Origin of the sequence: Nonomuraea gerenzanensis (assembly GCF_020215645.1) — a bacterium.
In the GTDB taxonomy this organism is placed as follows: Bacteria; Actinomycetota; Actinomycetes; order Streptosporangiales; family Streptosporangiaceae; genus Nonomuraea; species Nonomuraea gerenzanensis.
On the sequence record NZ_CP084058.1, the window covers coordinates 2,256,184 to 2,278,477 of the forward strand.

Consider the following 22,294-nt stretch of genomic DNA (forward strand, 5'->3'; position numbering starts at 1 on the left):
TACCCCCCGCGCCCGCCTCGCGCGGGCGCGGGCACCCCCCGTGAAGAGGAACGCCATGAAACACCGCATCCTGGCCCTGGCGGCCGTGCTGGCGCTGAGCGCGTGCGGCACCCCGGCCGAGGAGCCCAAGGCGAGCGGCCCGACGAAGCTGACCGTCTGGATCATGGACGGCAGCGTCACGCAGGAGCTGCTGAAGAAGTTCGAGACCGAGTACGAGGCGGCGCACCAGGGCATCGACCTCGACATCCAGATCCAGGCCTGGGACGGCATCGGCGAGCGCGTCACCGCGGCCCTGGCCAGCACCGACGCCCCCGACGTGATCGAGGTCGGCAACACCCAGGTCGCCCAGTACTCGGCCAGCGGCGGCGTGACCGACCTGACCGCCAAGGTGGGCGAGCTGAACGGCGCCGACTGGCTGCCGGGCCTGGCCCAGCCGGGCAACATCGGCGGCAAGCAGTACGGCATCCCCTGGTACGCCGCCAACCGCGTGGTCGTCTACAACAAGGACCTGTTCACCGAGGCAGGCATCGCGCAACCCCCCACCACTCGCGACGAATGGCTGGAAGTCACGAAAAAGCTCAACAAGGACGGTAATCAGGGCATCTACCTCACCGGCCAGACCTGGTACGCCCTGGCGGGCTTCATCTGGGACGAGGGCGGCGACCTGGCGGTCGAGAGCGGCGGCACCTGGAAGGGCGCCCTCGACACCCCGCAGGCGCTGGCGGGCATGGAGTTCTACAAGCAGCTCCAGGCCCTCGGCAAGGGCCCCAAGGACGCCGACGAGGCGAACCCGCCCCAGCACGAGGTCTTCGCCCAGGGCAAGGTCGCCCAGATCATCGCCGTCCCGGGCATCGCCGCCCGCGTCCTGGAGGTGGACGCGAAGCTCAAGGACAAGATGGGCTTCTTCCCCATCCCGGGCAAGACGGCCGACAAGCCGGGCACCGTCTTCACCGGCGGCTCCGACCTCATCATCCCGGCCGCCTCGCAGCGGCAGGAGGAGGCGTACGAGGTGGTCCAGGCCCTGGCCGGGGAGCAGTTCCAGACCGAGCTGGCCAAGGCCATGAGCTTCGTGCCGAACCGTACCTCGCTGGCCGGGGTGCTCTCCGGCGACGAGGGCACCGCCGCCATGGCCAAGGGCGCCGCCAACGGCCGCGCCACCCCCAACACCCCGAACTGGGCCGCGGTGGAGGCCACCTCCGTCATCAAGCAGTACATGACGGCCGTCCTCACCGGCGGCGACCCGGCGGCGGAGGCACGCAAGGTCTCGGAGTCGATCACCACGACGCTGAACAGCGGATCCTGATGCGCGCTCGTTCGCCCTGGCCCTACCTGCTCATCGCGCCCACGGTGGCGGGCGGGGCCTTCCTCCTGCTCTACCCGCTGCTCAAGGCGGCGGTGATCTCGTTCCAGCACTTCCGGATGGGCGAGCTGATCAGAGGCGGGGCGGCGTTCATCGGCCTGGAGAACTACGCCGAGCTGCTGGCCGGCGAGGAGTTCTGGCAGGTGCTGCTGCGCACCCTCGCCTGGACCGCGATCAACGTGGTGCTCATCGTCGGCCTCGGCACGGGCATCGCGCTGATGCTGCCGCGCCTGCGCCGCGGCCTGCGGCTGGCGCTGATGAGCGCGCTGGCCCTGGCGTGGGCCACGCCGATCATCGCGGCCACCACCGTCTTCCAGTGGCTGTTCCAGTCGGAGCTGGGGGTGGTCAACTGGCTGCTGGTCACGCTCGGCTTCGACTCCTTCCGCGGCTACACGTGGTTCGCGGACGGCACGGCCACGTTCGCCGTCCTGGTGATCCTCGTGGTCTGGCAGTCGGTCCCGTTCGCCGCGCTCACCCTGTACGCGGGCCTGACCACGATCCCCGTGGAGCTGTTCGAGTCGGCCAGGATCGACGGGGGGACCGGCTGGCAGGTGTTCTGGAAGGTCACCTTCCCCATGTTGCGGCAGCTCTTCGCCCTCGTCGCCTCGCTGGAGGTGATCTGGGTGGCCAAGTGCTTCCCGCAGATCTGGGTGCTCAGCCAGGGCGGCCCCGACGACGCCACGACCACCCTGCCGGTGTACGCGTTCAAGATCGCCCGAGTGCTGCACCGCTACGACCTCGGCTCGGCGGTGGCCATGCTCACCGTCATCCTCCTGGCAGTCGCCCTGATCTCCAACCTGCGCCGGATGGTGCGCTCGTGAAACGACTCCTCCTGAACGCCTCAGCGGTGGGCGTGCTGATCGTGACGATCTTCCCCGTCTACTGGATGTTCCTGACCGCCTTCAAACCCACCCGCGACATCCAGTCCGACACCCCCACCTTCTGGCCCGCCCACCCCACCGTCGAGCACTTCGTCACCGCCGTGAACGCCCCGGGCTTCTGGACCTACTGGCGCAACAGCCTGCTCGTCACCGCGGGCGCGGTGCTGCTCGCGCTGCTGGTGGCGCTGATGGCGTCCTTCGCGGTGGCCCGCATGCGCTGGCGCGGCCGGGGCGCGTTCGTCGTGGCGGTGTTCGCGGCGCAGATGGCGCCGTGGGAGGCGCTGCTGGTGCCGGTCTTCATCATCGCCCGCGACATGGACCTGCTGGACTCGCTGGCCATGCTGACCGGCGTCTACTTCATGATCACGCTGCCGTTCACCATCGTGACCCTGCGCGGCTTCCTGGCCGCGATCCCGCCGGAGCTGGAGGAGGCGGCCCAGGTGGACGGCTGCAGCCGCCTCGTCGCCTTCCGCCGCGTGGTCTTCCCGCTGCTGGCGCCCGGCCTGATGGCCACCTCGCTGTTCGGCTTCATCACGGCGTGGAACGAGTTCGCGTTCGTCAACGTGCTCATCATCAAGGACCAGGAGCTGCGGACGCTGCCGGTGTGGTTGTCGTCGTTCAGGGACGTGTTCGGCACGGACTGGGGAGCCACCATGGCGGCGGCCAGCCTGTTCGCGTTGCCGGTGCTGCTGTTGTTCTTGTTCTTGCAGCGGCATGTCGGGACGGGGATGACGGCGGGGGCGGTGAAGGGGTGAGGATGGCCTAGGGTGCTCCCCCGGCGCCGACGTGCCCGTCCATCCCCCGGTGGACGGTGGTGCTGGAGCCATGCGCTGATGCGCGACGGCCGCACGCTGGACCGGTTCGCCTCGATGCCGGGTTACTTCACCGACGACGCGCAGGAGGTCGCTCGCCTCACGGACAAGTACGCCGGCCGGCCCCCGGGTGGCTGGACAGGCTGCCCAGCGGCGACGCCGACCTCTAGATACATGCAGACGTACCGCGACAACCGGATAGGCAGCCTCACTCGTCCGGCCACGACTCCTGCTGGCTGACGTAGCTCCCGCGCTGCGCCACGGTGTAGATCCAGCCCTGCTCCCGCAGCAGCGCCATCGCCCGCCGCACCGTCTCCCGTGCCACCCCGTACTGCTTCACCAGCGCCGTCTCGCCGGGTATAGGCCGTCGAGGGGCATATTTCCCAGCTTTGATCTGCCCGGCGAGATCTGTGGCGATCTGCTGGTAGAAGGGCACTTTGCGCTTCTTGCGGGGTGCTTCCGAGGGTGGCCCGACGAACGCGCCTTCGCCCTGAACGGTGTAGACGAGCCCTTCCTCCCGCAGTACGTGGACCGCCCGCCTTGCGGTGGTTCTGGCAACCCCGAACTCCTCCTGGATCTCCGCCTCGCTCGGAATGGGGTGACCGGCGGCGAGCCCGGAGACCCGATCCCGCAGGATGTCGGCGATCTGGAGGTAGATGTGGGTGTCGCCTTCGTAGTCCAGCACGTAAGAAAACATAGGCCAAGGCGGGGCAAGAGCGCTCAAATCGATTCGGCTGAACAGACGAAGTGCTCACTTCATGCAGACAGGAGAAGACAACTGGTTGTACGTTTACGGCATGGCTCAGTCCTCGCCGCTGCCGGAGTTCGACCGACACCACTCAGCCCACGTGCCGGTGCGCCGTCCCGGGCGCGAAGCGCTCCCCTGGGAGCCGTTGCGGCCCGGCCGCCGCGCACGCGTCCGCGACTACACCTGCGACTGCAAGGTGACCTTCTACGAGCTGTGCCACAGCGGTGGCCAGTGCTTCATCCGCAGAACCCGCCGCATCAACGGAGAAGTCCTGGTGGACGAATGCGCGCGCGGCCGGACCGCCAAGACGATGGAGGTCTGGGCCAAGCTGTTGCGGGGTGAGGTCGGGTGACGTTGGGCCGGCTCGCCCTCACGGGGGCTACGCTGCGGGGCATGCGCAGCGCGAACGCCGTCACCGGGCAGGACGTGCGCCAGGTCGTCACCCTGGCCGTCGGCACCCTGAGGCAGGTGAGCCCCGACGCCTGGCACGCCCCGGCCGCCGAGCTCGACTGGACCCGCTGGGAGACCGCCGAGCACGTCGCCAACGTCCTGTTCACCTACGCCGTGCGGTTCGGCCTGGCACAGCCGCCGGTGTCCGGCCTGATGCCGTTCCGTCCCCGGGCGGACCGGGACGACGGGCCCCAGACGATCATCTCCACCGACCCCGAGTCCGGCCCGGAAGGGCTCCTGACCATCCTGGAGGCGTGCGGCGGCCTGCTCGCCTCCGTCCAGCACACGGCCGACCCGGCGACCGTCGCCTACCACGTCTACGGGCCCTCGAACCCGGAGGGCTTCGCCGCGATGGGCATCGTCGAGACCCTCGTGCACACCCATGACGTGCTGCAGGGGCTGGACGTGCGGTGGTCGCCGCCGCGGGGCGCGTGCGAACGGGTGCTGAGGAGGATCTTCCCCCATGTCACGGTGGACGGGGACGCCTGGGAGGTGCTGCTCTGGGCGACCGGGCGCGCGGAGCTGCCCGGCCGGCCGCGGCTGACGGAGTGGCGCTGGTACGGCGAGGGCTGATCGGGGCGGCGGGCTGGCTCAGATGAGGGGCTAGCCCAGACGAGGGGCTAGCTCAGGCGAGGGGCTAGCTCAGGCGACGGGCTAGCTCAGGCGACGGCGGTGAAGACCGCGTGCAAGGCCCTGGCCTCCGGGTCCGGGAGCACGGTGCGGGCCGACAACCAGGCGGCCGCCCCGGCCGCGTCCCGCGCCGTCGTGACCGTCTCGCCCGACAGCAGCTCCAGCACCGCCTCCCGTACGGGACCGGCGCTCGTCAGCACGCTGCCCGCGAGCACCACCGGCCCCGACACGTGCACCCGCCGCAGGGTCGCCACCAGATGGTCGGCGGCCTCGTGCGAGATCTTCACCGCCAGCGGGTCGCCTGCCGCGGCAGCCTCGCTGACCAGCGAGGACAGCGCGGCCAGCCGCATGTGGTCGGCCTGGACCAGGCGGACGATGCGGGCGCCTGCGGCGCGTGGCGTGGGAGGCCGTTCGGTGCCGAGGAAGTGCCGCCCCACGAGAGTGCGGAGCAGCCCGCCGTCACCGGGCGCGGGAAGCTCGTCGGGGAGCAGTGCCTCGACCGGCAGCCCCCGGTCCATGGCCTCGACCACCGCCTTGGCGGCCTGCCTGCCGATCCAGAAGCCGGAGCCCACGTCGCCGAGGAGCCAGCCCATGGCGTCGGCGACCCGCGCGAGCTCGTAATTCACGATCCGGGCCGCACCCGCCCCCGTGCCGGACAGCAGCAACGTACCGTCGGGCTCCGCCGAGCCGGCGGCGTAGGCGATGGTCAGGTCGCCCTCGTAGCGCGGCGGCTTCGCGATCCCGTGCTCTGCCCAGACCCTGGCCAGCTCGGGCACCATCTCGGCGACGTCCCCCGCCATGCCGACCATCGACGCGACCACCCGCGGCCCGCTGCCCTGCGGGAGGGCCGCCCGCAGCGCCTCCGCGAGGGAGGCCACGGCCTTGCGCAGCCCGTGGGCGGTCGGGTTGCCCGCGCCGGCGCGGGCGTAGCCGACCCGGGTGCCGTCCAGCGCGTGCACGGCGACCCGCGTGGAGGTGGCGCCGGCGTCGACGCCCACCACTAGCGATTGCGTCACGGTCCGAGTCTGGGGGTTGACGCGACCAAGAAGCAAGAATAATTTTCGCCAGAAGACCGGGTATTCGGAAGGAATATTCGTGACTTCAGGAGCGCTCGCGCGCGTCGAAACGGAACTACCCGGCCTGCCGGAGGCCCTGCGCAGGGTCGGCGAGGTCATCCTCGGTGACCCGGCCGAGGCCGCCCGGTCCACCATCATCGCCCTGGCCGAGCGGGCGGGCAGCTCGCCCGCGACCGTGACGCGGTTCTGCCGGGCGTTCGGGTTCTCCGGGTACGCCGAGCTGCGCGTGGCGCTGGCCACCGAGACCGGCCGGGCGGCGCAGGCCGGATGGGGCGCGGGCGTCGGGCACGAGATCGGCCCCGACGACCCGCTCGACGCGGCGATCGAGGTCATGGCCGCCGCCGACACCCGGCTCATCCAGGACACCGCCGCCGGCCTCGACCTCGACGTGCTGGCCAGGGTGGCCGACGCCATCGTGGCCGCCCCCCGCGTGCTCCTGGTCGGCGTCTCCACCAGCGGCATCGTGGCCAACATGCTGGAGGGCTGGCTGCGCCGGATCGGCATCTCCGGCTGGAGCGCGGGCGACGCGCACGTGGCGCTGTCGGAGGCGGCGCTGCTGAAGGCGGGCGACGTGGCCATCGGCATCAGCCACCGCGGACGTACGCGGGAGGTCATGGAGACGCTGGCCGAGGCCGGCAGCCACGGCGCGCTCACCGTCGCCGTCACCTCCTTCGCCCGCTCGCCGCTGGCCGAGCTGGCCGACCTGGTGCTGACCACCGCCAGCAGGGAGACCACGTTCAGGCTCGGCGGGCTGGCCGCCGTGCACTCGCAGCTGTTCGTGCTGGACGCCGTGTACGTGGCGGTGGCCCAGCGCACCTACGAACGCACGAACGAGGCGTTCGAGCGCACGATCAGCGCAGTCGAGAGCCATCGGGTGGAGAGGAGCCCATGACGTACGCAACCAAGGTCCTCGACCTGGCCCACCAGGTCGCGCGGAGCCAGGCCGAGCCGGTGAGCCGGGCGGCGGCGCTGCTCGTCGCGTCCATCAGGGCAGGCGGTGTCGTAAACGCTTTCGGCTCCGGCCACTCCGAGGCCATCGCCATGGAGATCGCCGGGCGCGCGGGCGGCCTCGTCCCGAGCAACCGCCTCAGCCCCAGGGACCTCGTGCTGTACGGCGGGCAGCCGCCGAGCGTGCTCACCCCGGAGCTGGAGCGGGACCCGGCCGTGGCGCGGCAGATCTACGACCTGGCGCCGATCGCGCCCGAGGACGTGTTCGTGCTGGTGTCGAGCTCCGGCGTGAACGGCACCGTCGTCGAGCTGGCCAGGATCGTCAAGGACCGCGGCCACCCGCTGATCGCGATCACCTCGGTGGAGCACAGCACCCGCATGACCTCCCGCCACCCGTCGGGCGGCAAGCTGCTCGACCTGGCGGACGTCGTGCTCGACAACGGCGCGCCGTACGGCGACGCCATCCTCGACCTGCCCGGCGGCGGCAGCTACGGTGCGGTATCCACCATCACCTCAGCGTTGCTGGCGCAACTGGTGGTCACCGAGGCGGTGGACGCGCTCCTCGCGCTCGGCGAGACACCGCCGATCTACCTGTCGGTCAACGTGACCGGCGGCGACGAGCACAACAAGGCCCTGGAGAGCCGCTACGCAGGGCGCATCAGACGCGGAAAATGAAAGGTCAGGAATAGTCACCATGTCTCACACCCCCCAGATCAGCAGGCGCGAACTCCTGCGCGGCGCCGCCCTCGTGCCCGTCGCGGGCGCACTGGCCGCCTGCGCCACCCCGGCGGCCCCGCCGGCTTCCACGAGCTCCGCCGTCCCGGTCGCGACCAGCGCCGCCAACCCGTTCGGCGTGGACGCCAAGAAGCCGCTGGAGGTGTGGATCTTCGACGGCGGCTTCGGCCAGCAGTACGCCACCGACATCCACCAGCCGCTGTTCAAGAGCAAGTACGCCGGCGTCGAGATCAAGCACAACTCGACCAAGGAGATCACGAAGGTCCTCCAGCCGCGCTTCGCCGGCGGCAACCCGCCCGAGGTCATCGACAACTCCGGCGCCAACAAGATGGACTTCGGCGCCCTGGCCCAGGACGGCCAGCTCCAGGACCTGAGCCCGCTGCTCGACGCGCCCTCCTGGGACGACCCCAACGTCAAGGTGCGCGACACCATCGACCCGTCCGTCATCGAGATCGGCACCTACGACGGCAAGTTCAGCGTCGTGGGCTACGTCAACTACATCCACGGCATCTGGTACTCCCAGAAGGTCTTCAAGGACAACGGCTGGGAGATCCCCAAGACCTGGGACGAGTTCCTCGCCCTGTGCGAGACCATCAAGAAGTCCGGCAAGATGGCGCCCTTCACCTACGCGGGCAAGCACCCCCAGTACGCCTACGAGCCGCTGCTCACCATGGCCGCGAAGATCGGCGGCAAGGACGTGCTGCGCAAGATCGACAACCTCGAGGACGGCGCCTGGAAGCAGGAGGCCATGAAGACCGCGGCCGAGAACATGGCCGAGATCGGCTCCAAGTACCTCCTCCAGGGCACCGCCGGCCTCGACCACGTGCAGACGCAGACCGCGCAGAACAAGTACCAGGTCGCCATGCTGCCCTGCGGCTCCTGGCTGGAGAACGAGCAGAAGTCGACCACCCCCGAGGGCTTCGACTACGCGATGTTCCCCATCCCCGACATCACGGGCTCCGACGCGATGCCGTACGGCACGCTGCACACCCAGCCGGGCGAGGAGTTCATGGTCTCCGCCAAGAGCGCTCACCCGCAGGCGGGCATGGAGTACCTGCGGGCCATGCTGTCCAAGAAGGCGGCCGGCGAGTTCAGCACCCTGGTCAAGACCGTCACCGTGGTCAAGGGCGCCAGCGAGGGCCTGACGATCTCGTCCGGCGTGACCAGTGCCTCGGCGGCGGTCGCGGCGGCGGGCGCCAACACCGTCTACTACCGCGCCTTCGCCTGGTACGGCCCCCTCAACGACGAGGCCAAGGCCGCCACCGGCGAGCTGATGACCGGCGGCCTGACCCCCGACGCCTACCTCGAGCGCATGCAGAAGAAGGCCGACGAGATCAAGAACGACTCCTCGATCAAGAAGTACCAGCGCTGATGCTCTTCAACAGATATCGCCGTGGGCTGTTCATCGCCTCGTTCCTGGCAGCCCCGGTGATTCTCTACGTCATCTATGTGATCTCGCCGAACATCCAGGCGTTCTACATGGCGATGACCGACTGGCGCGGCGTGACCGCCACGCCGAACTTCATCGGCCTGGACAACTTCCAGCGGGTGCTCGGCGACAGCGTCTTCTGGAAGGCCGTCACGCACAACCTCGGCCTCCTGGTGCTGCTGCCGGCGATCACGATCATCATCGCCCTGTTCTTCGCCTATCTCCTGAACCTGGGCGGCGACAAGGGAGTGTCGGGGATCCGCGGGTCCACCTTCTACCGGGTGGTCTTCTTCTTCCCGCAGGTCCTGGCCGTCACGATCGTGGCGGTGCTGTTCCAGCAGGTCTTCAGGCCCGACGGCAGCGGCATGCTGAACGGGCCGCTGATGGCGCTGGGCATCGAACCGGTCGGATTCCTGTCGAACTCCGGCATCGCGTTCTGGTCGGTGCTCGGCGTCCTGGTCTGGCAGGCCGTCGGCTTCTACGTCGTGCTCTTCTCGGCCGGCCTGGCGGGCATCCCCCGGGACGTGTTCGAGGCCGCGCAGATCGACGGGGCCAGCCGGTTCACCCTGTTCTTCCGCATCACGCTCCCGCTGCTGTGGGACACCGTGCAGGTCGCCTGGGTCTACCTGGGCATCCTGGCCATGGACGCCTTCGCGATCGTCTGGGTGATGACCCTCCAGCAGGGCGGCCCCGACTGGTCGACCACGGTCATGGCGGCCGAGATCTACCGGAACGCCTTCGGGTACTTCCGCTTCGGATACGCCTCCGCCCTCGGCGTGGTGATGTTCCTCTTCACGGTGGGCTTCGCGATCCTTTCGCTGCGCCTGTCGCGGCGCGAACGAATCGAGTACTGAAAGATGGCAACGACAACCCCAGTGGCGCCCGTGGGGACGCCGTCGAGGAGCGCCGCCCGCGCGGAGCGCAAGCGGCGCCTCGGTCCGCTGGGTGTGCTGACGCACGCCACGCTGGCGATCTGGACCCTCCTCGTGATGGTGCCGATCATCTGGACCTTCCTGGCCTCGGTCAAGAGCGAGGACGAGATCTTCGGCGCCGCGTGGTCACTGCCGTCCACGCTGCACTGGGACAACTTCGCCCGGGCCTGGGAACAGGCGCGCATCGGCCAGTACATGCTCAACAGCGTCATCATCGTCTCGTTCAGCACCTTCGGCACGATGCTGATCGGCTCGATGGCGGCGTACGTGCTGGCGCGCTACCCCTTCCGGGGCAACCGCGTGATCTACATGCTGTTCGTCGCGGGCATGGCCTTCCCGTTCTTCCTGGCGCTGAGCCCGCTGTTCTTCGTGGTGCAGAACATGGGCTCGGTGCCGGTGATCGGGCCGTTCATCGGGCTGAACACGTACGCGGGGACGATCCTGGTCTACATCGCGTACTCGATGCCGTTCACGATCTTCTTCCTGTCGGCCTTCTTCCGTACGCTGCCCACGGGGGTCGCGGAGGCGGCGATGGTCGACGGCGCCTCGCACACCCGGGTGTTCTTCCAGATCATGCTGCCGATGGCCAAGCCGGGCATCATCAGCATCACGATCTTCAACATCCTGGGGCAGTGGAACCAGTATCAGAAACCGCTGATCCTGCTGCAGGATCGCGAGAAATGGGTGCTCACGCAGGGCATCGCCGACATCTCCACCGCGGCCGGCTACGACGCCGACTGGGCGGCCCTGTTCGCGGCCCTGACCCTGGCCATCCTGCCGATGCTGGTGGTCTACACGGTCTTCCAGCGCCAGATCCAGTCCGGTCTTACTGCGGGAGCGCTGAAATAGCTCGCACCATCACCGTGGGCGCGTTGAAATGGCGCACGCCGGGCTCCACCGTCGGTGCGCTGCAACGGGTCGCATGCCGGACCTTGCCTTCAGCGGGCTGAAATAGGTCGCATGCCGGACTTCACCGGCTTAGGGTGCGGAGTGTGACTGGCGACATCCGCGCGTTGCTGGCCCGCCACTTGCCCGACTACCGGGTGCGCTCCGTCAGCCGGCTCGGCCACGGCCTCGACAACTTCGTGTACGAGGTCAACGACGAGCTGCTCGTACGGCGGAGCAGAGTGGCGGACCCCCAGGCCAATCGGCAGGAGGTCGCCCGCCTGGCGGCTGTCAGGGAGCTGTCCCCGCTCCCGGTCCCCGAAGTCGTCTTCGCCGACGACGAGACCGGCACGATCGCGTACCGCAAACTCCCCGGCACCCCCCTCAACCAGCACCTCAAGAACGACCTCGACCCGCGACGGCTCGCGGAGCCGCTGGGCACCTTCCTCAGCGCCATCCACGGCGCCGCCCCCGGCACCATGCGCGACCTCGCCCCGCTGGACGTCTACCCGGCCCCCACCCTCCTCCAGGACGCCGAGCTCGACTACCGGGACGTGGAACGACACGTCCCGGAGTCGCAGCGCCCGCTCGTGGAGCGCTTCCTGCGCGAAACCCCACCGGACGAGCCCCGCTCGCTACGCTTCTGCCACAACGACCTGGGCGCGGAACACGTGCTGGTGGACCCGTCCACCGGCACGATCACCGGCATCATCGACTGGACGGACGCGGCCATCACCGACCCTGCTCACGACTTCGCCCTCATCTACCGCGACCTCGGCCCCGGCCTCTTCGAGCTGACCTTGGAGCATTACGAGTTCACGGTGACAGGTGAAGATCGGGAGCGGGTTCTCTTCTATGCGAGGTGTGCGTTGATCGAGGACCTCGCGTACGGCCTGAGCACCGGCCCCCGCCACTACGCCGACGCCGCCCTCTCCCACCTGACCTGGACCTTCGGCACCTGACCCCGCTCGCCCACCCGTTGCCCGTGCAGGTGGCCGGCCGTGGGGACCCCGCCCCGAGTGGTCCTCGCTTCGGTGTACCGGCGCGTGGGCAGGCGGCGGGCCTGTGCTGAATGAGGGGTGGTCGGGCCGCCAGGGGCGTACGTGTCACCGAGAGGCGATGGCGGCGCCGCGGCTGGAAAAGGGTTCGCGGATCGCCCGATGGATCTGCTTGGCTCCCTCTCATGACATCGTCGGTCTGGGTGGGAGAGCGCGTCCGGCTGCGGGGCTGGGAGCCGGTGGACTGGGAGGCGTTCCACGCCTTCGGTGAGGACTCCGACGCCGTGCGGAACGGCTGGCGGCTGGAGCCGCCGAGGTCGGTCGCGCGCGCCAAGAAGGAGGCGGCCGAGAACGCCGAGAAGGAGCGGGACCTCGACGAGTTCTCCCTCATCATCGCCGCGAAGCAGGACGACGCGGCGATCGGCTCGATCAACACGCACGCGGTGGAGCGGGTGCACGGCACCTTCGCCTACGGGATCTTCGTCGGGACGCCGCACCACCGCAAGGGTTACGCCAGCGAGGCGATCGTGCTGCTGCTGCGGTACATGTTCTTCGAGCGGCGCTTCCAGAAGGCCGAGGCGTGGGTCTACAGCTCCAACGACCCGTCGCTGGCCCTGCACCGGCGCCTCGGGTTCGTGGAGGAGGGCCGCCGGCGCAGGGGGCGCTACGCCAACGGCCGCTATGACGACGAGTTCCTGTTCGGGATGACGGTCGAGGAGTACACCGAACGGTACGCCTGACGCGGGGGCGGTTACCGTCCGGCAGGGGTGGCGGCCCGCGGGCTGGTGCCGACGGCCCAGACGGGGGCGCCGTCGACGTGTGACAGACGCCAGCCCTCGGGGGAGCGGACCGCCTCGTAGCGGAAGCGCTCGCTCAGCGTGTAGCGGGGCTCCGGGGCGGGGCGGCCCTCCGGCGTGTCGTCGGGGGTGAAGGTCACGATCACGTCCGCGCGCACGGTGGCGTGCTCGCCGTGCACCTCCACGATGGGGTTGTGGACGAGGTGCTGGACGCGGTCGCCGGTCGAGTGGCCGCGGGTGGCCTGGGCCACGACGGCGTCGCGGCCCGTGGCGAGGCCGCCGGGGGTGCGCACGCTGATCGCGTCCGAGAAGAGCGCGTGCAGGTCGGCGAAGCGGCCTTCGTCCATGCAGGCGTAGAGGCGGTAGATGAGCTGGGTGACGTCCGTGCGCTCGTCTGGGGTGGTCATCGCGGCTCCCGTTGATTTGTTGGCTTGGCCAATGTTTACGAGACTAACGATACCTCGTGATGGTTGGGCGCGCCAATGGTGTTGGTAGCTTGATCGGGTGGAGAGAGCTCAGGACCGGATTCCGCAGCGGCTGCGTGCCCTGCCGAGCCGGCTGGTCAACCAGGTCGCGCTGTCGGCCAATCGGCTCGTCGACCAGGCGCTCGGTGCGGCCGGGTTGCGCCGCTACCACTACTCGCTGCTGGCCGCGCTGGCGGAGTTCGGGCCCGCCAGCCAGGCAGCGCTGGGGCGGCGTACCGGGATCGACCGCAGCGACATCGTGGCGGCCGTGAACGAGCTGGCCGAGCGGGGGCTGGTCGAGCGCAGTCCCGATCCTGACGATCGGCGGCGCAACGTCATCACGGTCACGGCGGCGGGTGGCCGGCAGCTTGAGGAGCTGGACCGGCTGCTGTCCGGGGCGCAGGACGAGCTGCTCGCGTCCTTGAACGTGGCTGAACGCGAGCAGCTCATCAGTCTGCTCACCCGGGTGGCCGACCATCACGCGGCGCCGCACTGAGCCGCCCACGGGCGGCCGTGTGTCGCGGGGCCGGGAGGTCAGGCGTCGAGGGTGGCGCGCAGGCGGCCGGTCGCCGTCACCACGTTGGCCAGGGACGCCTCGACCTCCTCGTACGTACGCGTCTTCAGCCCGCAGTCCGGGTTGACCCACACCCGCTCCACCGGCAGCGCCTCGACCGTCCGCCGCAGCAACGCCTCCACCTCGTCGGCCGACGGCACCCGGGGCGAGTGGATGTCGTACACCCCGGGCCCGAGCCCCCGCCCGAACGCCGACACCGCCCCCAGGATCCGCGCGCCCGAACGGGCCGACTCGATGGTGGTGACGTCGGCGTCCAGGCCGTCGATGGCGGCGAGGATCTGGTCGGCGTCCGAATAGCACAGGTGCGTGTGGATCTGGGTGCGGTCGCCCGCTCCGGACGTGGCCCGCCGGTAGGCCGCCACCGCCCACTTCAGGTAGTCGGCCTGGGCGGCCCGGCGCAGGGGGAGCAGCTCGCGCAGGGCGGGCTCGTCCACCTGGATGATCGACACTCCCGCCGCCTCCAGATCGCGCACCTCCTGCCCGATCGCGTCGGCCACCTGGAACACGACGTCCCGCAGCGGCAGGTCGTTGCGGACGAACGACCAGGCGACGATCGTGACAGGGCCGGTGAGCATGCCCTTGACCGGCTTCGGCGTGAGCGACTGCGCGTACGTGGCCCACCGGACCGTGATCGGCGCGGGACGGCTGACGTCGCCGTGCAGGATCGGCGGCCGGGTGCAGCGGGATCCGTACGACTGCACCCAGCCGTTCCTGGTGACCGCGAAGCCGTCGAGGTGTTCGGCGAAGTACTGCACCATGTCGTTGCGTTCCGGTTCCCCGTGGACGAGGACGTCGAGCCCCAGCCGCTCCTGGGCCCTGATCACCCGCTCGATCTCCGCCTCGACCCGGCGCTCGTAGTCCGGCTGCGACAGGGTGCCGGAGGAGACGGCGGCGCGGGCGGCGCGCAGCTCGCCGGTCTGGGGAAACGAGCCGATCGTGGTGGTGGGCAGCGGGGGGAGCCGCAGGTGCTCGGCTTGGGCGGCGGCGCGGACGGGGTACGGGGAGCGCTCCGCGGCCGGGTCCGGGTCCGGCAGAAGCGGCACGGAGGGCTCGTCCTCGTCGCCCTCGTACAGCACCCCACCGCCGCCGTGTCCAGAAGGAGGGCCGAGCCGGGGGGCCGGGGTGCGGAGGTGGGCCTCGGCCAGGGCGACGACCTCGGCCACCTTCTCCTCCGCGAACGCCAGCCGCCCCCGCAACCCCGCCTCCAGCCCGGTCTCCTCCGCCAGCGAGTAGGGCACGTGCAGCAGCGAGCACGACGTGCTCACCACCACCCGCGAGGCACGCACGGCGGCCAGCGCGGCCAGCGCCCGCCCGGGGGAGGTCCGCCACACGTCCCGCCCGGACACCACGCCCGCGACCACGGTCTTACCGGTGAGATCGGCGCCAGGGACGCCACCCCGCACGAGGTCGATCCCGATGGCCTCCACCGGCGTCGCCGCCAGCACCGGCAGCGACTCCCCGAGATCGCCGAAGTAGGAGGCCACGAAGAGCCCGGGCCGCTCCCGCACGGCTCCCAGCCGCTCGTAGGCGGCCCGCACCGCCGCCAGCTCCTCCGGCGTGCGATCCCCCACCAGGGCGGGCTCGTCGAGCTGCACCCAGGCGACCCCCTCGGCCGCCAGCTCGGCCAGCAGCTCCTCGTAGCACCCGAGCACCTCGTCCAGCCGCTCCAGCGCCGAGCTCAGCAGCAGGAACGTCACCGGCCCGACGACCACCGGCCGCGTCTCGAACCCCAGCGCCCGCGCCTCCCGCACCTCGCCCAGCGGCTTGCCGGCGTCCAGCTTGAACACGGTGTCGGGGCCGATCTCGGGCACGAGGTAGTGGTAGTTCGTGTCGAACCACTTGGTCATCCGCAGCGGTGCCAGCCCGTCGGTGCCCCTGGCCATCGCGAAGTAGGGGTCCGGGGCGTCGCGATAGCGCGCGGGCACCGCCCCGAGCAGCACCGCCGTGTCCAGCACCTGGTCGTACAGCGAGAACGTGTTCGACGGCAGCCCGTCGAGCCCGAGCTCGGCCAGCCGCCGCCAGGTGCGCGCCCGCAGCTCGGCGCCCGCCCGGTCGAGGTCGGCGCGGGTGGAGCGGCCGCTCCAGTACGACTCCAGCGCCTGCTTCAGCTCCCGGCGCGGCCCGATGCGGGGGTATCCGAGCACGGTGGACGTGGGGAAGGACGACATCACTTCAGCTCCCTGGATGTGGGTCAGATCGCTGGCATCCTGCCGACGCCCACGGGGATGGTGCACGATGGATTGGTGCTGCTTATGCTCAGGGAGATCCACTGCTTCACCAGGGTGGCGGAACGGCTCAGCTTCTCGGCTGCCGCCGCCGACCTGGGGATGTCCCAGCCCGCCATGAGCCAGGCCATCACCCGCCTCGAACGCGCCACGGGCACCAGGCTGTTCGAGCGTTCCGCCCGGGAGGTGCGGCTCACGGCCGAGGGCAAGGCGCTGCTGTCGCACGCGGAGCAGGTGGTCGAGTCGGTGCGGGCGTTCGAGGGGGAGGCGGCCCGGCTGGCCCGGCCGACCATTCACCTGGCTTATCCATCCCTCGTCGGCACGCTGGCGGCGCGGATCGTCAGACGGCTGGCGAGCCGTACGCCGGCGATCGGGGTGGAGCTGCGCGCGGCCGGTCGCGGCGCGGCGGCGCGGGCGCTGGCGGACGGCGAGGTCTCGGCGGCGATCCTGGCCACGCCGGCGCCCGCGCAGTTCGTCACGGCGGCCAGGTTCCACGTCACGGTCGATCACCTGGCCGTCCCCGTGGGGCACCGGCTGGAGTCGCGCCCGCGGGTGACGGCGGAGGAGCTGGGCGGCCAGGTGCTCCTCACCCCGGGCACCCGCCCCTGGCCGGGGCTGCCCGGCCGCTCCCGGCTGGTGGCCGACGACGACTTCGGCGCCGCCCTCGACCTGGTGGCGGCCGGCGCGGGGCTGCTGCCCATCCCGCAGCTCCTGGCCAGGACCGTCAGGCGGGAGGACGTGCGGTTCGTGCCGCTGGAGGCGGGGGACCTGCGCATCACGTACGCGCTGGCGTGGTCGCGGGAGCGGGTCACCCCTGAGCTGATGGCCCTGGTGCAGGCCGTCCAGGACGCCCTGTGGACCAGATGAGCGACTAGGTGAGCGGGAGGTTCTTCAGCGCCTCGCGCCGGCTGAGCCCGGAGATGCCCTTCGCCTTGACGTAGCGGATCACCTCGGCCGGGTTGGTCTTGGCGTATTCGCGTAAGGCCCACCCGATCGCCTTGCGCGCGAAGAAGTCGTTGTCGGACAGGCTCGGCTCGATGCACGCGTAGAGCAGGGCGGTGTCCGTCCGCGACCTGAACCGGTTCTGGCAGAGGATGGCCGTGCGGCGCTTCCACAGGTCGGCGTCGTGCGCCCACTCCAGCATGAGCGGGCGCATCGAGTCGGGGTAGGTGGTCAGCAGGCCGCCGACGCGGTGGGTGGCGAGCTCGTCCACCAGGTCCCACCAGGCGCCGGAGACGATCATCTCCTCGTACATGGGCACCGTGTAGAGGGTCTGGTACTCGCGGTAGAGGTGGTAGCCGGACAGCTCGACGGCGGCGTACCGCTCCTCGCGGAACTCCGCCTCCCGCCACAGGGTCAGCACCGCCCGCCGCCACTCCGGCGCGCTGTCGAGCCGGTGCTCGGCGAAGACCCGGCGCAGCGCGGCGCGCCTGGGCACGGCCTGCACGCCCAGGAACGGCATCGGTGACTTCATGTAGGCCCGCATGGCCTCGGCCTTGCCCGGCTCGGCCGCCTCCTGCAGTGCCAGTCGCACCGCCTTGCCGAGGCTCATCCCTTTTGGGTGGTGCGCTCGCCCGTCGCGAGCCCGTCGAAGAGCACCGTGATGTAGTGCTCGGCCAGGCCGGTGGTGTTGAGCCTGCCGCCGGGGCGGAACCAGCGGACCGCGACCCAGATCGTGTCGCGGATCATCCGGTAGGTCAGCTTCGGGTCCACGTCGGACCTGAACAGCCCGGCCGCCTGCCCGGCCTTGATCTGCGTCACCCAGATCTGCTCGACCTCGTCCTCGGCCTTGACGAGGTAGTTGAAGCGCTCGAACTGGCGCAGGTAGTTCCAGTCGTTCTGCATCACCGTGATCGCGGCGCGGTGCGGCTCCAGCGTGCCGAAGCCGATGCGGACCATCTCCGACAGCACCGTGCGGGCGTCGGAGCTGGTGTCGACGGCGGCGCGGTAGCGGGCGATGAGGTCGTCGAGGAAGGTGGATAGCACCTCGTCGACGATCGTCTCCTTGGAGTCGAAGTGGTGGTAGAGACTTCCGGACAGGATGCCTGCCTCGTCGGCGATCTCGCGTACTGTCGTGGCTTGGAAGCCCTTGCGCGCGAAGAGCTCCGCGGCGAGCTTGACGAGGTGGTCGCGGCGCTCGGACGCCGCTCCCGAGGTCGTGCGCTGGCGCTTCGCCGGGGTGGTGGTCGTGCCGGAGTTCTTTCGCGTGGTCACGTTCCCATTATGGGCCCTGAGACAATCGCTTGTTCGCCTAACTGGCCCAGCTCATACGGCGTTCCCGTGTAGACCAAGCGCTTGCTACGATGCGTGGATGAGCGAGGCGTACATCGTCGGAGCCGTCCGCACCCCCGTCGGGCGCAGGAACGGCGGCCTGGCCGGAGCCCACCCCGCCGACCTCGGCGCGCACGTGCTCAAGGAGCTGATGTTCCGCGCCGACGCCGACCCCTCCGCCGTCGAGGACGTGATCTTCGGCTGCGTGGACACGATCGGCCCGCAGGCCGGGGACGTCGCCCGCACCTGCTGGCTGGCCGCCGGGCTGCCGGAGGAGGTGCCGGGCGTGACGATCGACCGCCAGTGCGGCTCCTCGCAGCAGGCGCTGCACTTCGCCGCGCAGGCCGTGCTGTCCGGCACGAACGACCTGGTGGTGGCCGGGGGCGTGCAGAACATGAGCATGATCCCCATCTCCGCGGCGATGCTCGCGGGCCGCCCGCTCGGCCACGACAGCCCCTTCTCGGGCTCCAAGGGCTGGACGGAGCGGTACGGCACGCAGGAGGTCTCCCAGTTCGCCGGGGCCGAGCTGATCGCCGCCCGATGGGGCATCTCCCGCGAGGAGATGGAGGCGTACGCGTACGAGTCGCACCGCAGGGCCCTGCACGCCATCGACGCCGGGCACTTCCACCGCGAGATCGTCCCCTACGAGGGCGTCACCACCGACGAGGGCCCGCGCAGGGACACCACCCGCGAGAAGATGGCCGCGCTCAGGCCGCTCACCGACGGCGGCACCCTGACCGCCGCCCTGGCCTCCCAGATCTCCGACGGCGCCGCCGCCCTGCTCCTCGCCTCGCCCAGGGCCGTCCGCGAGCACGGCCTGACGCCGCGCGCCCGCGTGCACCACCTGTCGGTACGCGGCGACGACCCGATCATGATGCTCTCGGCCCCGATCCCCGCGACCGTGCACGCGCTCGGCATGACCGGCATGTCCATCGGCGACTTCGACGCCATCGAGATCAACGAGGCGTTCGCCCCGGTGGTGCTGGCCTGGATCAAGGAGACCGGCGCGAACCCCGCCAGGGTCAACCCGAACGGCGGCGCCATCGCGCTCGGCCACCCGCTCGGCGCGACCGGCGCCGTGCTGGCCGTCAAGCTGCTGCACGAGCTGGAGCGCACGGGCGGCAGGTACGGCCTGCAGACGATGTGTGAGGGCGGAGGACAGGCGAACGTCACCGTCATCGAGCGCCTGACTCCCGCACCATGAAGATATGGCGAACCCGTTCACCCTCGGCATCGCCTCCGGCGAGCCGCTGCCCGACGGCGTGGTGCTGTGGACCCGATTAGCCGTCGACCCCCTCGGCACCGACCCCCGGCGGCCCGGCGGCATGGCGCCCAGGGCGGTCGAGGTGAGCTGGCAGCTCGCCGAGGACGAGCGCTTCACCCGGGGCGTGCGCCGGGGGACGGCCCAGGCGCTGCCGGTGTGGGCGCACAGCGTGCACGTCAGGGTCGCCGGCCTCGCGGCGGGCACCGACTACTTCTACCGCTTCAAGGCCGGCAGCCAGCAGAGCGCGGTCGGCCGCACCAGGACAGCCGACGCCGCCGACTCGACGCGGCCGGTGCGGTTCGCGGTGGCCAGTTGCCAGCGCTACGAGCACGGCTTCTACACCGCCTACCGGCATCTCGCGGAGGAGCGGCCCGACGTCGTCTTCCACGTGGGCGACTACATCTACGAGTCCCGCCAGTCGGCCCGCGTGGTGCGCGCGCTGGGGCCGCTGCCGGGTGAGACGAGCCGGTTGCACGAGTACCGCCAGCGTTACGCCCGCTACAAGACCGACCCCGACCTCCAGGCCGCGCACGCCGCCGCGCCGTGGGTGCCGACCTGGGACGACCACGAGGTGCTCGACAACTACCGGGGCCGGGGCGACGGGTCGGCGGCGTTCCTGCGCCGCAGGGGGGCCGCGTACCAGGCGTACTACGAGAACCAGCCGATCAGGGTGCGCCCCGACGACGGGAACCTGCAGATGTACCGCAGGCGCACGTACGGGACGGTCGCCGACTTCATGGTGCTCGACGCGCGCCAGTACCGCGACGCCACCACCATGCTCGGGGCCGCGCAGGAGCAGTGGCTGCTGTCCCGCCTGGTCACCAGCCCGGTGCGGTGGCGGGTGCTGGTGCAGCCGCTGTTCTTCGCCCGCCGTTTCGTGCCGGGGCCCGCGCCGAACCTGCGCCCCGACTCCTGGGACGGTCATCCGGCGCAGCGCGGGCGCATCCTGGGGGTCAACGCGCCGGGGCTGGCCGTGTTCAGCGGGGACGTGCACAACGCCTGGGCGGGGGAGCTGAAGGCCGACTTCCTGGACCCCGCCTCGGCCACGGTCGGGGTCGAGTTCGTGAGCAGCTCGATCAGCAGCGCGCCCCCGGACACCGACGGGCCCGCCGTGCTGGCGGCCAACCCGCATCTGCGCTTCTTCGACGACCGGCGCGGCTACCTGTCGTGCTCCGCCGGTCCGGAGGAGCTGCGGGTGGCGTTCCGCGCGGTGGACTTCGTGGACCGCAGGGGGGCTCCGGTGCGCACGGTGGGGGAGTTCGTCACGAAGGGGAACGGGCTGACATCAGAAAATGCCTCTAGCAAATAGGAAACTTTCCTATTAGATTTCGGGTCATGCCCATGAGCGGTGACCTGCTTCGCCTTGCCGACGCCGTCCTCTTCCCCGGTTTCCCCGGCCACACCCCGCCCGACTGGCTGCGCCGCCGGCTCGGCGACGGGCTGGCAGGCGTCGCGCTGTTCTCGCGCAACCTCGCGGACCCCGGCCAGGTGGCCGCGCTCACCGCCGCGCTGCGTGCCGAGAACCCGGCGGTGCTGGTCGGCACCGACGAGGAGTCGGGCGAGGTCACCCGGCTGGAGGTGGCGACCGGCAGCAGCCGCCCCGGCGCGTACGCGCTCGGCGTCGTGGACGACGTGGCGCTCACCGAGTCGCTGGCCAGGGACCTCGGCGGCGACCTGGCCAGGGCGGGCATCAACCTGGACTTCGCCCCCTCCGCCGACGTGAACTCCAACCCCGACAACCCGGTGATCGGCCTGCGCGCGTTCGGCGCCGACCCGTGGCTGGTCGCCCGGCACGCCAGGGCGTTCGTGCGCGGGCTCCAGTCGGCCGGGGTCGCCGCCAGCGCCAAGCACTTCCCCGGGCACGGGGACACCGCCGTGGACTCCCACCACGGCGTGCCCGTCGTCGCCGAGAGCGGGATCGAGGACGCGTTGCTCCCTTTCCGGGAGGTGATCGAGGAGGGGGTCAAGGTGATCATGACAGGACACCTCCTCGTGCCGTCGTACGACGCCGAGCGGCCCGCCACGCTCAGCCCCAAGGTGCTCAGCGGGCTGCTGCGCGAGGAGCTCGGGTTCGACGGGCTGATCATCACTGACGGCATCGAGATGGCCGCGGTGTCGGGGGTGTACGGGATCGGGGGTGCCTCCGCCCGCGCCATCGCCGCCGGCGCCGACGCGATCTGCGTCGGCGGCGAGCATGCCGACGAGGCCACCGCCGCCGGGATCCGCGACGCGATCGCGGCGGCGGTGACCGAGGGACTGCTGCCCGAGGAGCGCCTGGCCGACGCCGCTCGAAGGGTCCGCGAGCTGGCCGCATGGGCCGCCTCCTCGGGCAGCCCGGCGCCCGCCGACGGCCGGATCGGCCTGGACGCGGCCCGCCGGGCGATCCGCGTCACCCGGCGCTCCACCGCGCCCGTCCTGCCCATCGCGGGGCAGCCGTACGTGGTGGAGCTGAAGCCGGTGATGAACCTGGCGATCGACAGGAACACCCCGTGGGGCGTCGGCGAGCCGCTCGCCGGCCTGCTGCCCGGCACCGAGGTCGCCCGTCTGTCCGCCGGCGAGGCCACCGGGCCTGAGCTGGAGCGCCTGATCGGGCTGGCGGCCGGGCGGCCGCTCGTCGTGGTGGTCAGGGACGTGCACCGCTACGCCTGGCAGTCCGAGGCGCTACGGCACCTGCTCAGCGCCCGCCCGGACGCCGTGGTGGTCGAGATGGGCCTGCCCGCCCGTTCGGACCTGGGCGCCGTGCACGTCGCCACGTACGGGTCGGCGGGCGTCTGTGGCCGGGCGGCGGCGGAGGTGCTGACCGGTAGGCTCTAGG

Annotated in this window: 23 protein-coding genes; 17 read left to right on the forward strand and 6 right to left on the reverse strand. The window is 70.9% G+C overall.

Annotation, left to right across the window (positions count from 1 at the left end):
• Nucleotides 1-55: 55 nt before the first annotated feature.
• The 3 genes from LCN96_RS10900 to LCN96_RS10910 are packed head-to-tail and all read left to right on the forward strand — an operon-like array spanning nt 56 to nt 2,996.
• Nucleotides 56-1,303, forward strand: a complete 1,248-nt coding sequence (locus LCN96_RS10900) for an extracellular solute-binding protein (RefSeq protein WP_225272473.1) — start codon at nt 56-58, stop codon at nt 1,301-1,303.
• Entirely contained in the window at nt 1,303-2,181 is an 879-nt protein-coding gene (locus tag LCN96_RS10905) for a carbohydrate ABC transporter permease (RefSeq protein ID WP_225272474.1), read from the forward strand. Before LCN96_RS10900 ends, LCN96_RS10905 begins: the two co-directional genes overlap by 1 nt.
• Nucleotides 2,178-2,996: a carbohydrate ABC transporter permease gene (locus LCN96_RS10910; RefSeq protein WP_225272475.1), complete on the forward strand. Its 819-nt coding sequence runs from the start codon at nt 2,178-2,180 to the stop codon at nt 2,994-2,996. The genes LCN96_RS10905 and LCN96_RS10910 overlap by 4 nt, the downstream gene beginning before the upstream one ends.
• Before the next feature lie 265 nt (nt 2,997-3,261).
• Here the strand turns inward: LCN96_RS10910 and LCN96_RS10915 are convergent, their stop codons facing one another.
• Nucleotides 3,262-3,738 carry a GntR family transcriptional regulator gene (locus tag LCN96_RS10915; protein ID WP_225272476.1) on the reverse strand — a complete coding sequence of 159 codons (477 nt, stop codon included), beginning with the start codon at nt 3,736-3,738 and terminating at the stop codon, nt 3,262-3,264.
• Nucleotides 3,739-3,850: 112 nt separating this feature from the next.
• Here LCN96_RS10915 and LCN96_RS10920 point away from each other — a divergent pair, with 112 nt between their 5' ends.
• Together LCN96_RS10920 and LCN96_RS10925 are read left to right on the forward strand one after the other, a co-directional pair.
• Complete coding sequence (locus LCN96_RS10920) at nt 3,851-4,153, forward strand: hypothetical protein (protein WP_225272477.1); 303 nt, start codon at nt 3,851-3,853, stop codon at nt 4,151-4,153.
• A gap of 41 nt (nt 4,154-4,194) precedes the next feature.
• Nucleotides 4,195-4,824, forward strand: a complete 630-nt coding sequence (locus LCN96_RS10925; protein WP_225272478.1) for a DinB family protein — start codon at nt 4,195-4,197, stop codon at nt 4,822-4,824.
• Nucleotides 4,825-4,910: 86 nt separating this feature from the next.
• On the opposite strand, the gene LCN96_RS10930 is transcribed toward LCN96_RS10925, so the two are convergent.
• Complete coding sequence (locus LCN96_RS10930) at nt 4,911-5,897, reverse strand: N-acetylglucosamine kinase (RefSeq protein ID WP_225272479.1); 987 nt, start codon at nt 5,895-5,897, stop codon at nt 4,911-4,913.
• A gap of 79 nt (nt 5,898-5,976) precedes the next feature.
• Between LCN96_RS10930 and LCN96_RS10935 the strand changes: the two genes are divergently transcribed.
• The 7 genes from LCN96_RS10935 to LCN96_RS10965 all read left to right on the forward strand — a co-directional run bounded on the left by LCN96_RS10935 (nt 5,977) and on the right by LCN96_RS10965 (nt 12,624).
• The gene (locus LCN96_RS10935; protein ID WP_225272480.1) at nt 5,977-6,849 is read left to right on the forward strand and encodes a MurR/RpiR family transcriptional regulator; all 873 of its coding nucleotides are present in this window, start codon (nt 5,977-5,979) and stop codon (nt 6,847-6,849) included.
• Nucleotides 6,846-7,580: a sugar isomerase domain-containing protein gene (locus tag LCN96_RS10940; RefSeq protein WP_225272481.1), complete on the forward strand. Its 735-nt coding sequence runs from the start codon at nt 6,846-6,848 to the stop codon at nt 7,578-7,580. The genes LCN96_RS10935 and LCN96_RS10940 overlap by 4 nt, the downstream gene beginning before the upstream one ends.
• Nucleotides 7,581-7,599: 19 nt before the next feature.
• Entirely contained in the window at nt 7,600-9,012 is a 1,413-nt protein-coding gene (gene ngcE / locus LCN96_RS10945) for an N-acetylglucosamine/diacetylchitobiose ABC transporter substrate-binding protein (RefSeq protein ID WP_225272482.1), read from the forward strand.
• Complete coding sequence (locus tag LCN96_RS10950; RefSeq protein WP_225272483.1) at nt 9,012-9,923, forward strand: carbohydrate ABC transporter permease; 912 nt, start codon at nt 9,012-9,014, stop codon at nt 9,921-9,923. Before ngcE ends, LCN96_RS10950 begins: the two co-directional genes overlap by 1 nt.
• A 3-nt stretch (nt 9,924-9,926) precedes the next feature.
• Nucleotides 9,927-10,850 (forward strand): carbohydrate ABC transporter permease, encoded by a 924-nt coding sequence (locus LCN96_RS10955; RefSeq protein WP_225272484.1) that lies wholly within the window; start codon nt 9,927-9,929, stop codon nt 10,848-10,850.
• Nucleotides 10,851-10,993: 143 nt separating this feature from the next.
• The gene (locus LCN96_RS10960) at nt 10,994-11,848 is read left to right on the forward strand and encodes a phosphotransferase family protein (protein ID WP_225272485.1); all 855 of its coding nucleotides are present in this window, start codon (nt 10,994-10,996) and stop codon (nt 11,846-11,848) included.
• A 221-nt stretch (nt 11,849-12,069) separates the two neighbouring features.
• Nucleotides 12,070-12,624, forward strand: a complete 555-nt coding sequence (locus LCN96_RS10965; protein WP_225272486.1) for a GNAT family N-acetyltransferase — start codon at nt 12,070-12,072, stop codon at nt 12,622-12,624.
• Nucleotides 12,625-12,635: 11 nt separating this feature from the next.
• Here LCN96_RS10965 and LCN96_RS10970 read toward each other — a convergent pair whose 3' ends face one another.
• Nucleotides 12,636-13,088: a nuclear transport factor 2 family protein gene (locus tag LCN96_RS10970; protein WP_225272487.1), complete on the reverse strand. Its 453-nt coding sequence runs from the start codon at nt 13,086-13,088 to the stop codon at nt 12,636-12,638.
• A gap of 97 nt (nt 13,089-13,185) precedes the next feature.
• On the opposite strand from LCN96_RS10970, the gene LCN96_RS10975 reads away from it, so the two are divergent.
• A complete protein-coding gene (locus LCN96_RS10975; protein ID WP_225272488.1) occupies nt 13,186-13,641 on the forward strand; it encodes a MarR family winged helix-turn-helix transcriptional regulator in 456 nt (151 codons plus the stop codon).
• A gap of 38 nt (nt 13,642-13,679) precedes the next feature.
• Here the strand turns inward: LCN96_RS10975 and metE are convergent, their stop codons facing one another.
• A complete protein-coding gene (gene metE, locus LCN96_RS10980) occupies nt 13,680-15,887 on the reverse strand; it encodes a 5-methyltetrahydropteroyltriglutamate--homocysteine S-methyltransferase (RefSeq protein ID WP_225272489.1) in 2,208 nt (735 codons plus the stop codon).
• An 84-nt stretch (nt 15,888-15,971) separates the two neighbouring features.
• On the opposite strand from metE, the gene LCN96_RS10985 reads away from it, so the two are divergent.
• Nucleotides 15,972-16,811, forward strand: coding sequence for a LysR family transcriptional regulator (locus LCN96_RS10985; RefSeq protein ID WP_225275959.1), 840 nt, complete (start codon nt 15,972-15,974; stop codon nt 16,809-16,811).
• 4 nt (nt 16,812-16,815) lie between these two features.
• Here LCN96_RS10985 and LCN96_RS10990 read toward each other — a convergent pair whose 3' ends face one another.
• A complete protein-coding gene (locus LCN96_RS10990) occupies nt 16,816-17,496 on the reverse strand; it encodes a DNA alkylation repair protein (RefSeq protein ID WP_225272490.1) in 681 nt (226 codons plus the stop codon).
• Nucleotides 17,493-18,158, reverse strand: a complete 666-nt coding sequence (locus tag LCN96_RS10995) for a TetR/AcrR family transcriptional regulator (protein WP_225272491.1) — start codon at nt 18,156-18,158, stop codon at nt 17,493-17,495. Before LCN96_RS10995 ends, LCN96_RS10990 begins: the two co-directional genes overlap by 4 nt.
• A gap of 97 nt (nt 18,159-18,255) precedes the next feature.
• Between LCN96_RS10995 and LCN96_RS11000 the strand changes: the two genes are divergently transcribed.
• From LCN96_RS11000 to LCN96_RS11010, 3 genes are read left to right on the forward strand one after another with little or no spacing between them, the layout of a single operon-like run.
• A complete protein-coding gene (locus LCN96_RS11000; RefSeq protein WP_225272492.1) occupies nt 18,256-19,419 on the forward strand; it encodes an acetyl-CoA C-acetyltransferase in 1,164 nt (387 codons plus the stop codon).
• Nucleotides 19,420-19,423: 4 nt separating this feature from the next.
• The gene (locus LCN96_RS11005; RefSeq protein ID WP_225272493.1) at nt 19,424-20,788 is read left to right on the forward strand and encodes an alkaline phosphatase D family protein; all 1,365 of its coding nucleotides are present in this window, start codon (nt 19,424-19,426) and stop codon (nt 20,786-20,788) included.
• A gap of 26 nt (nt 20,789-20,814) precedes the next feature.
• Complete coding sequence (locus LCN96_RS11010; protein WP_225272494.1) at nt 20,815-22,293, forward strand: glycoside hydrolase family 3 protein; 1,479 nt, start codon at nt 20,815-20,817, stop codon at nt 22,291-22,293.
• Nucleotide 22,294: the final 1 nt, after the last annotated feature.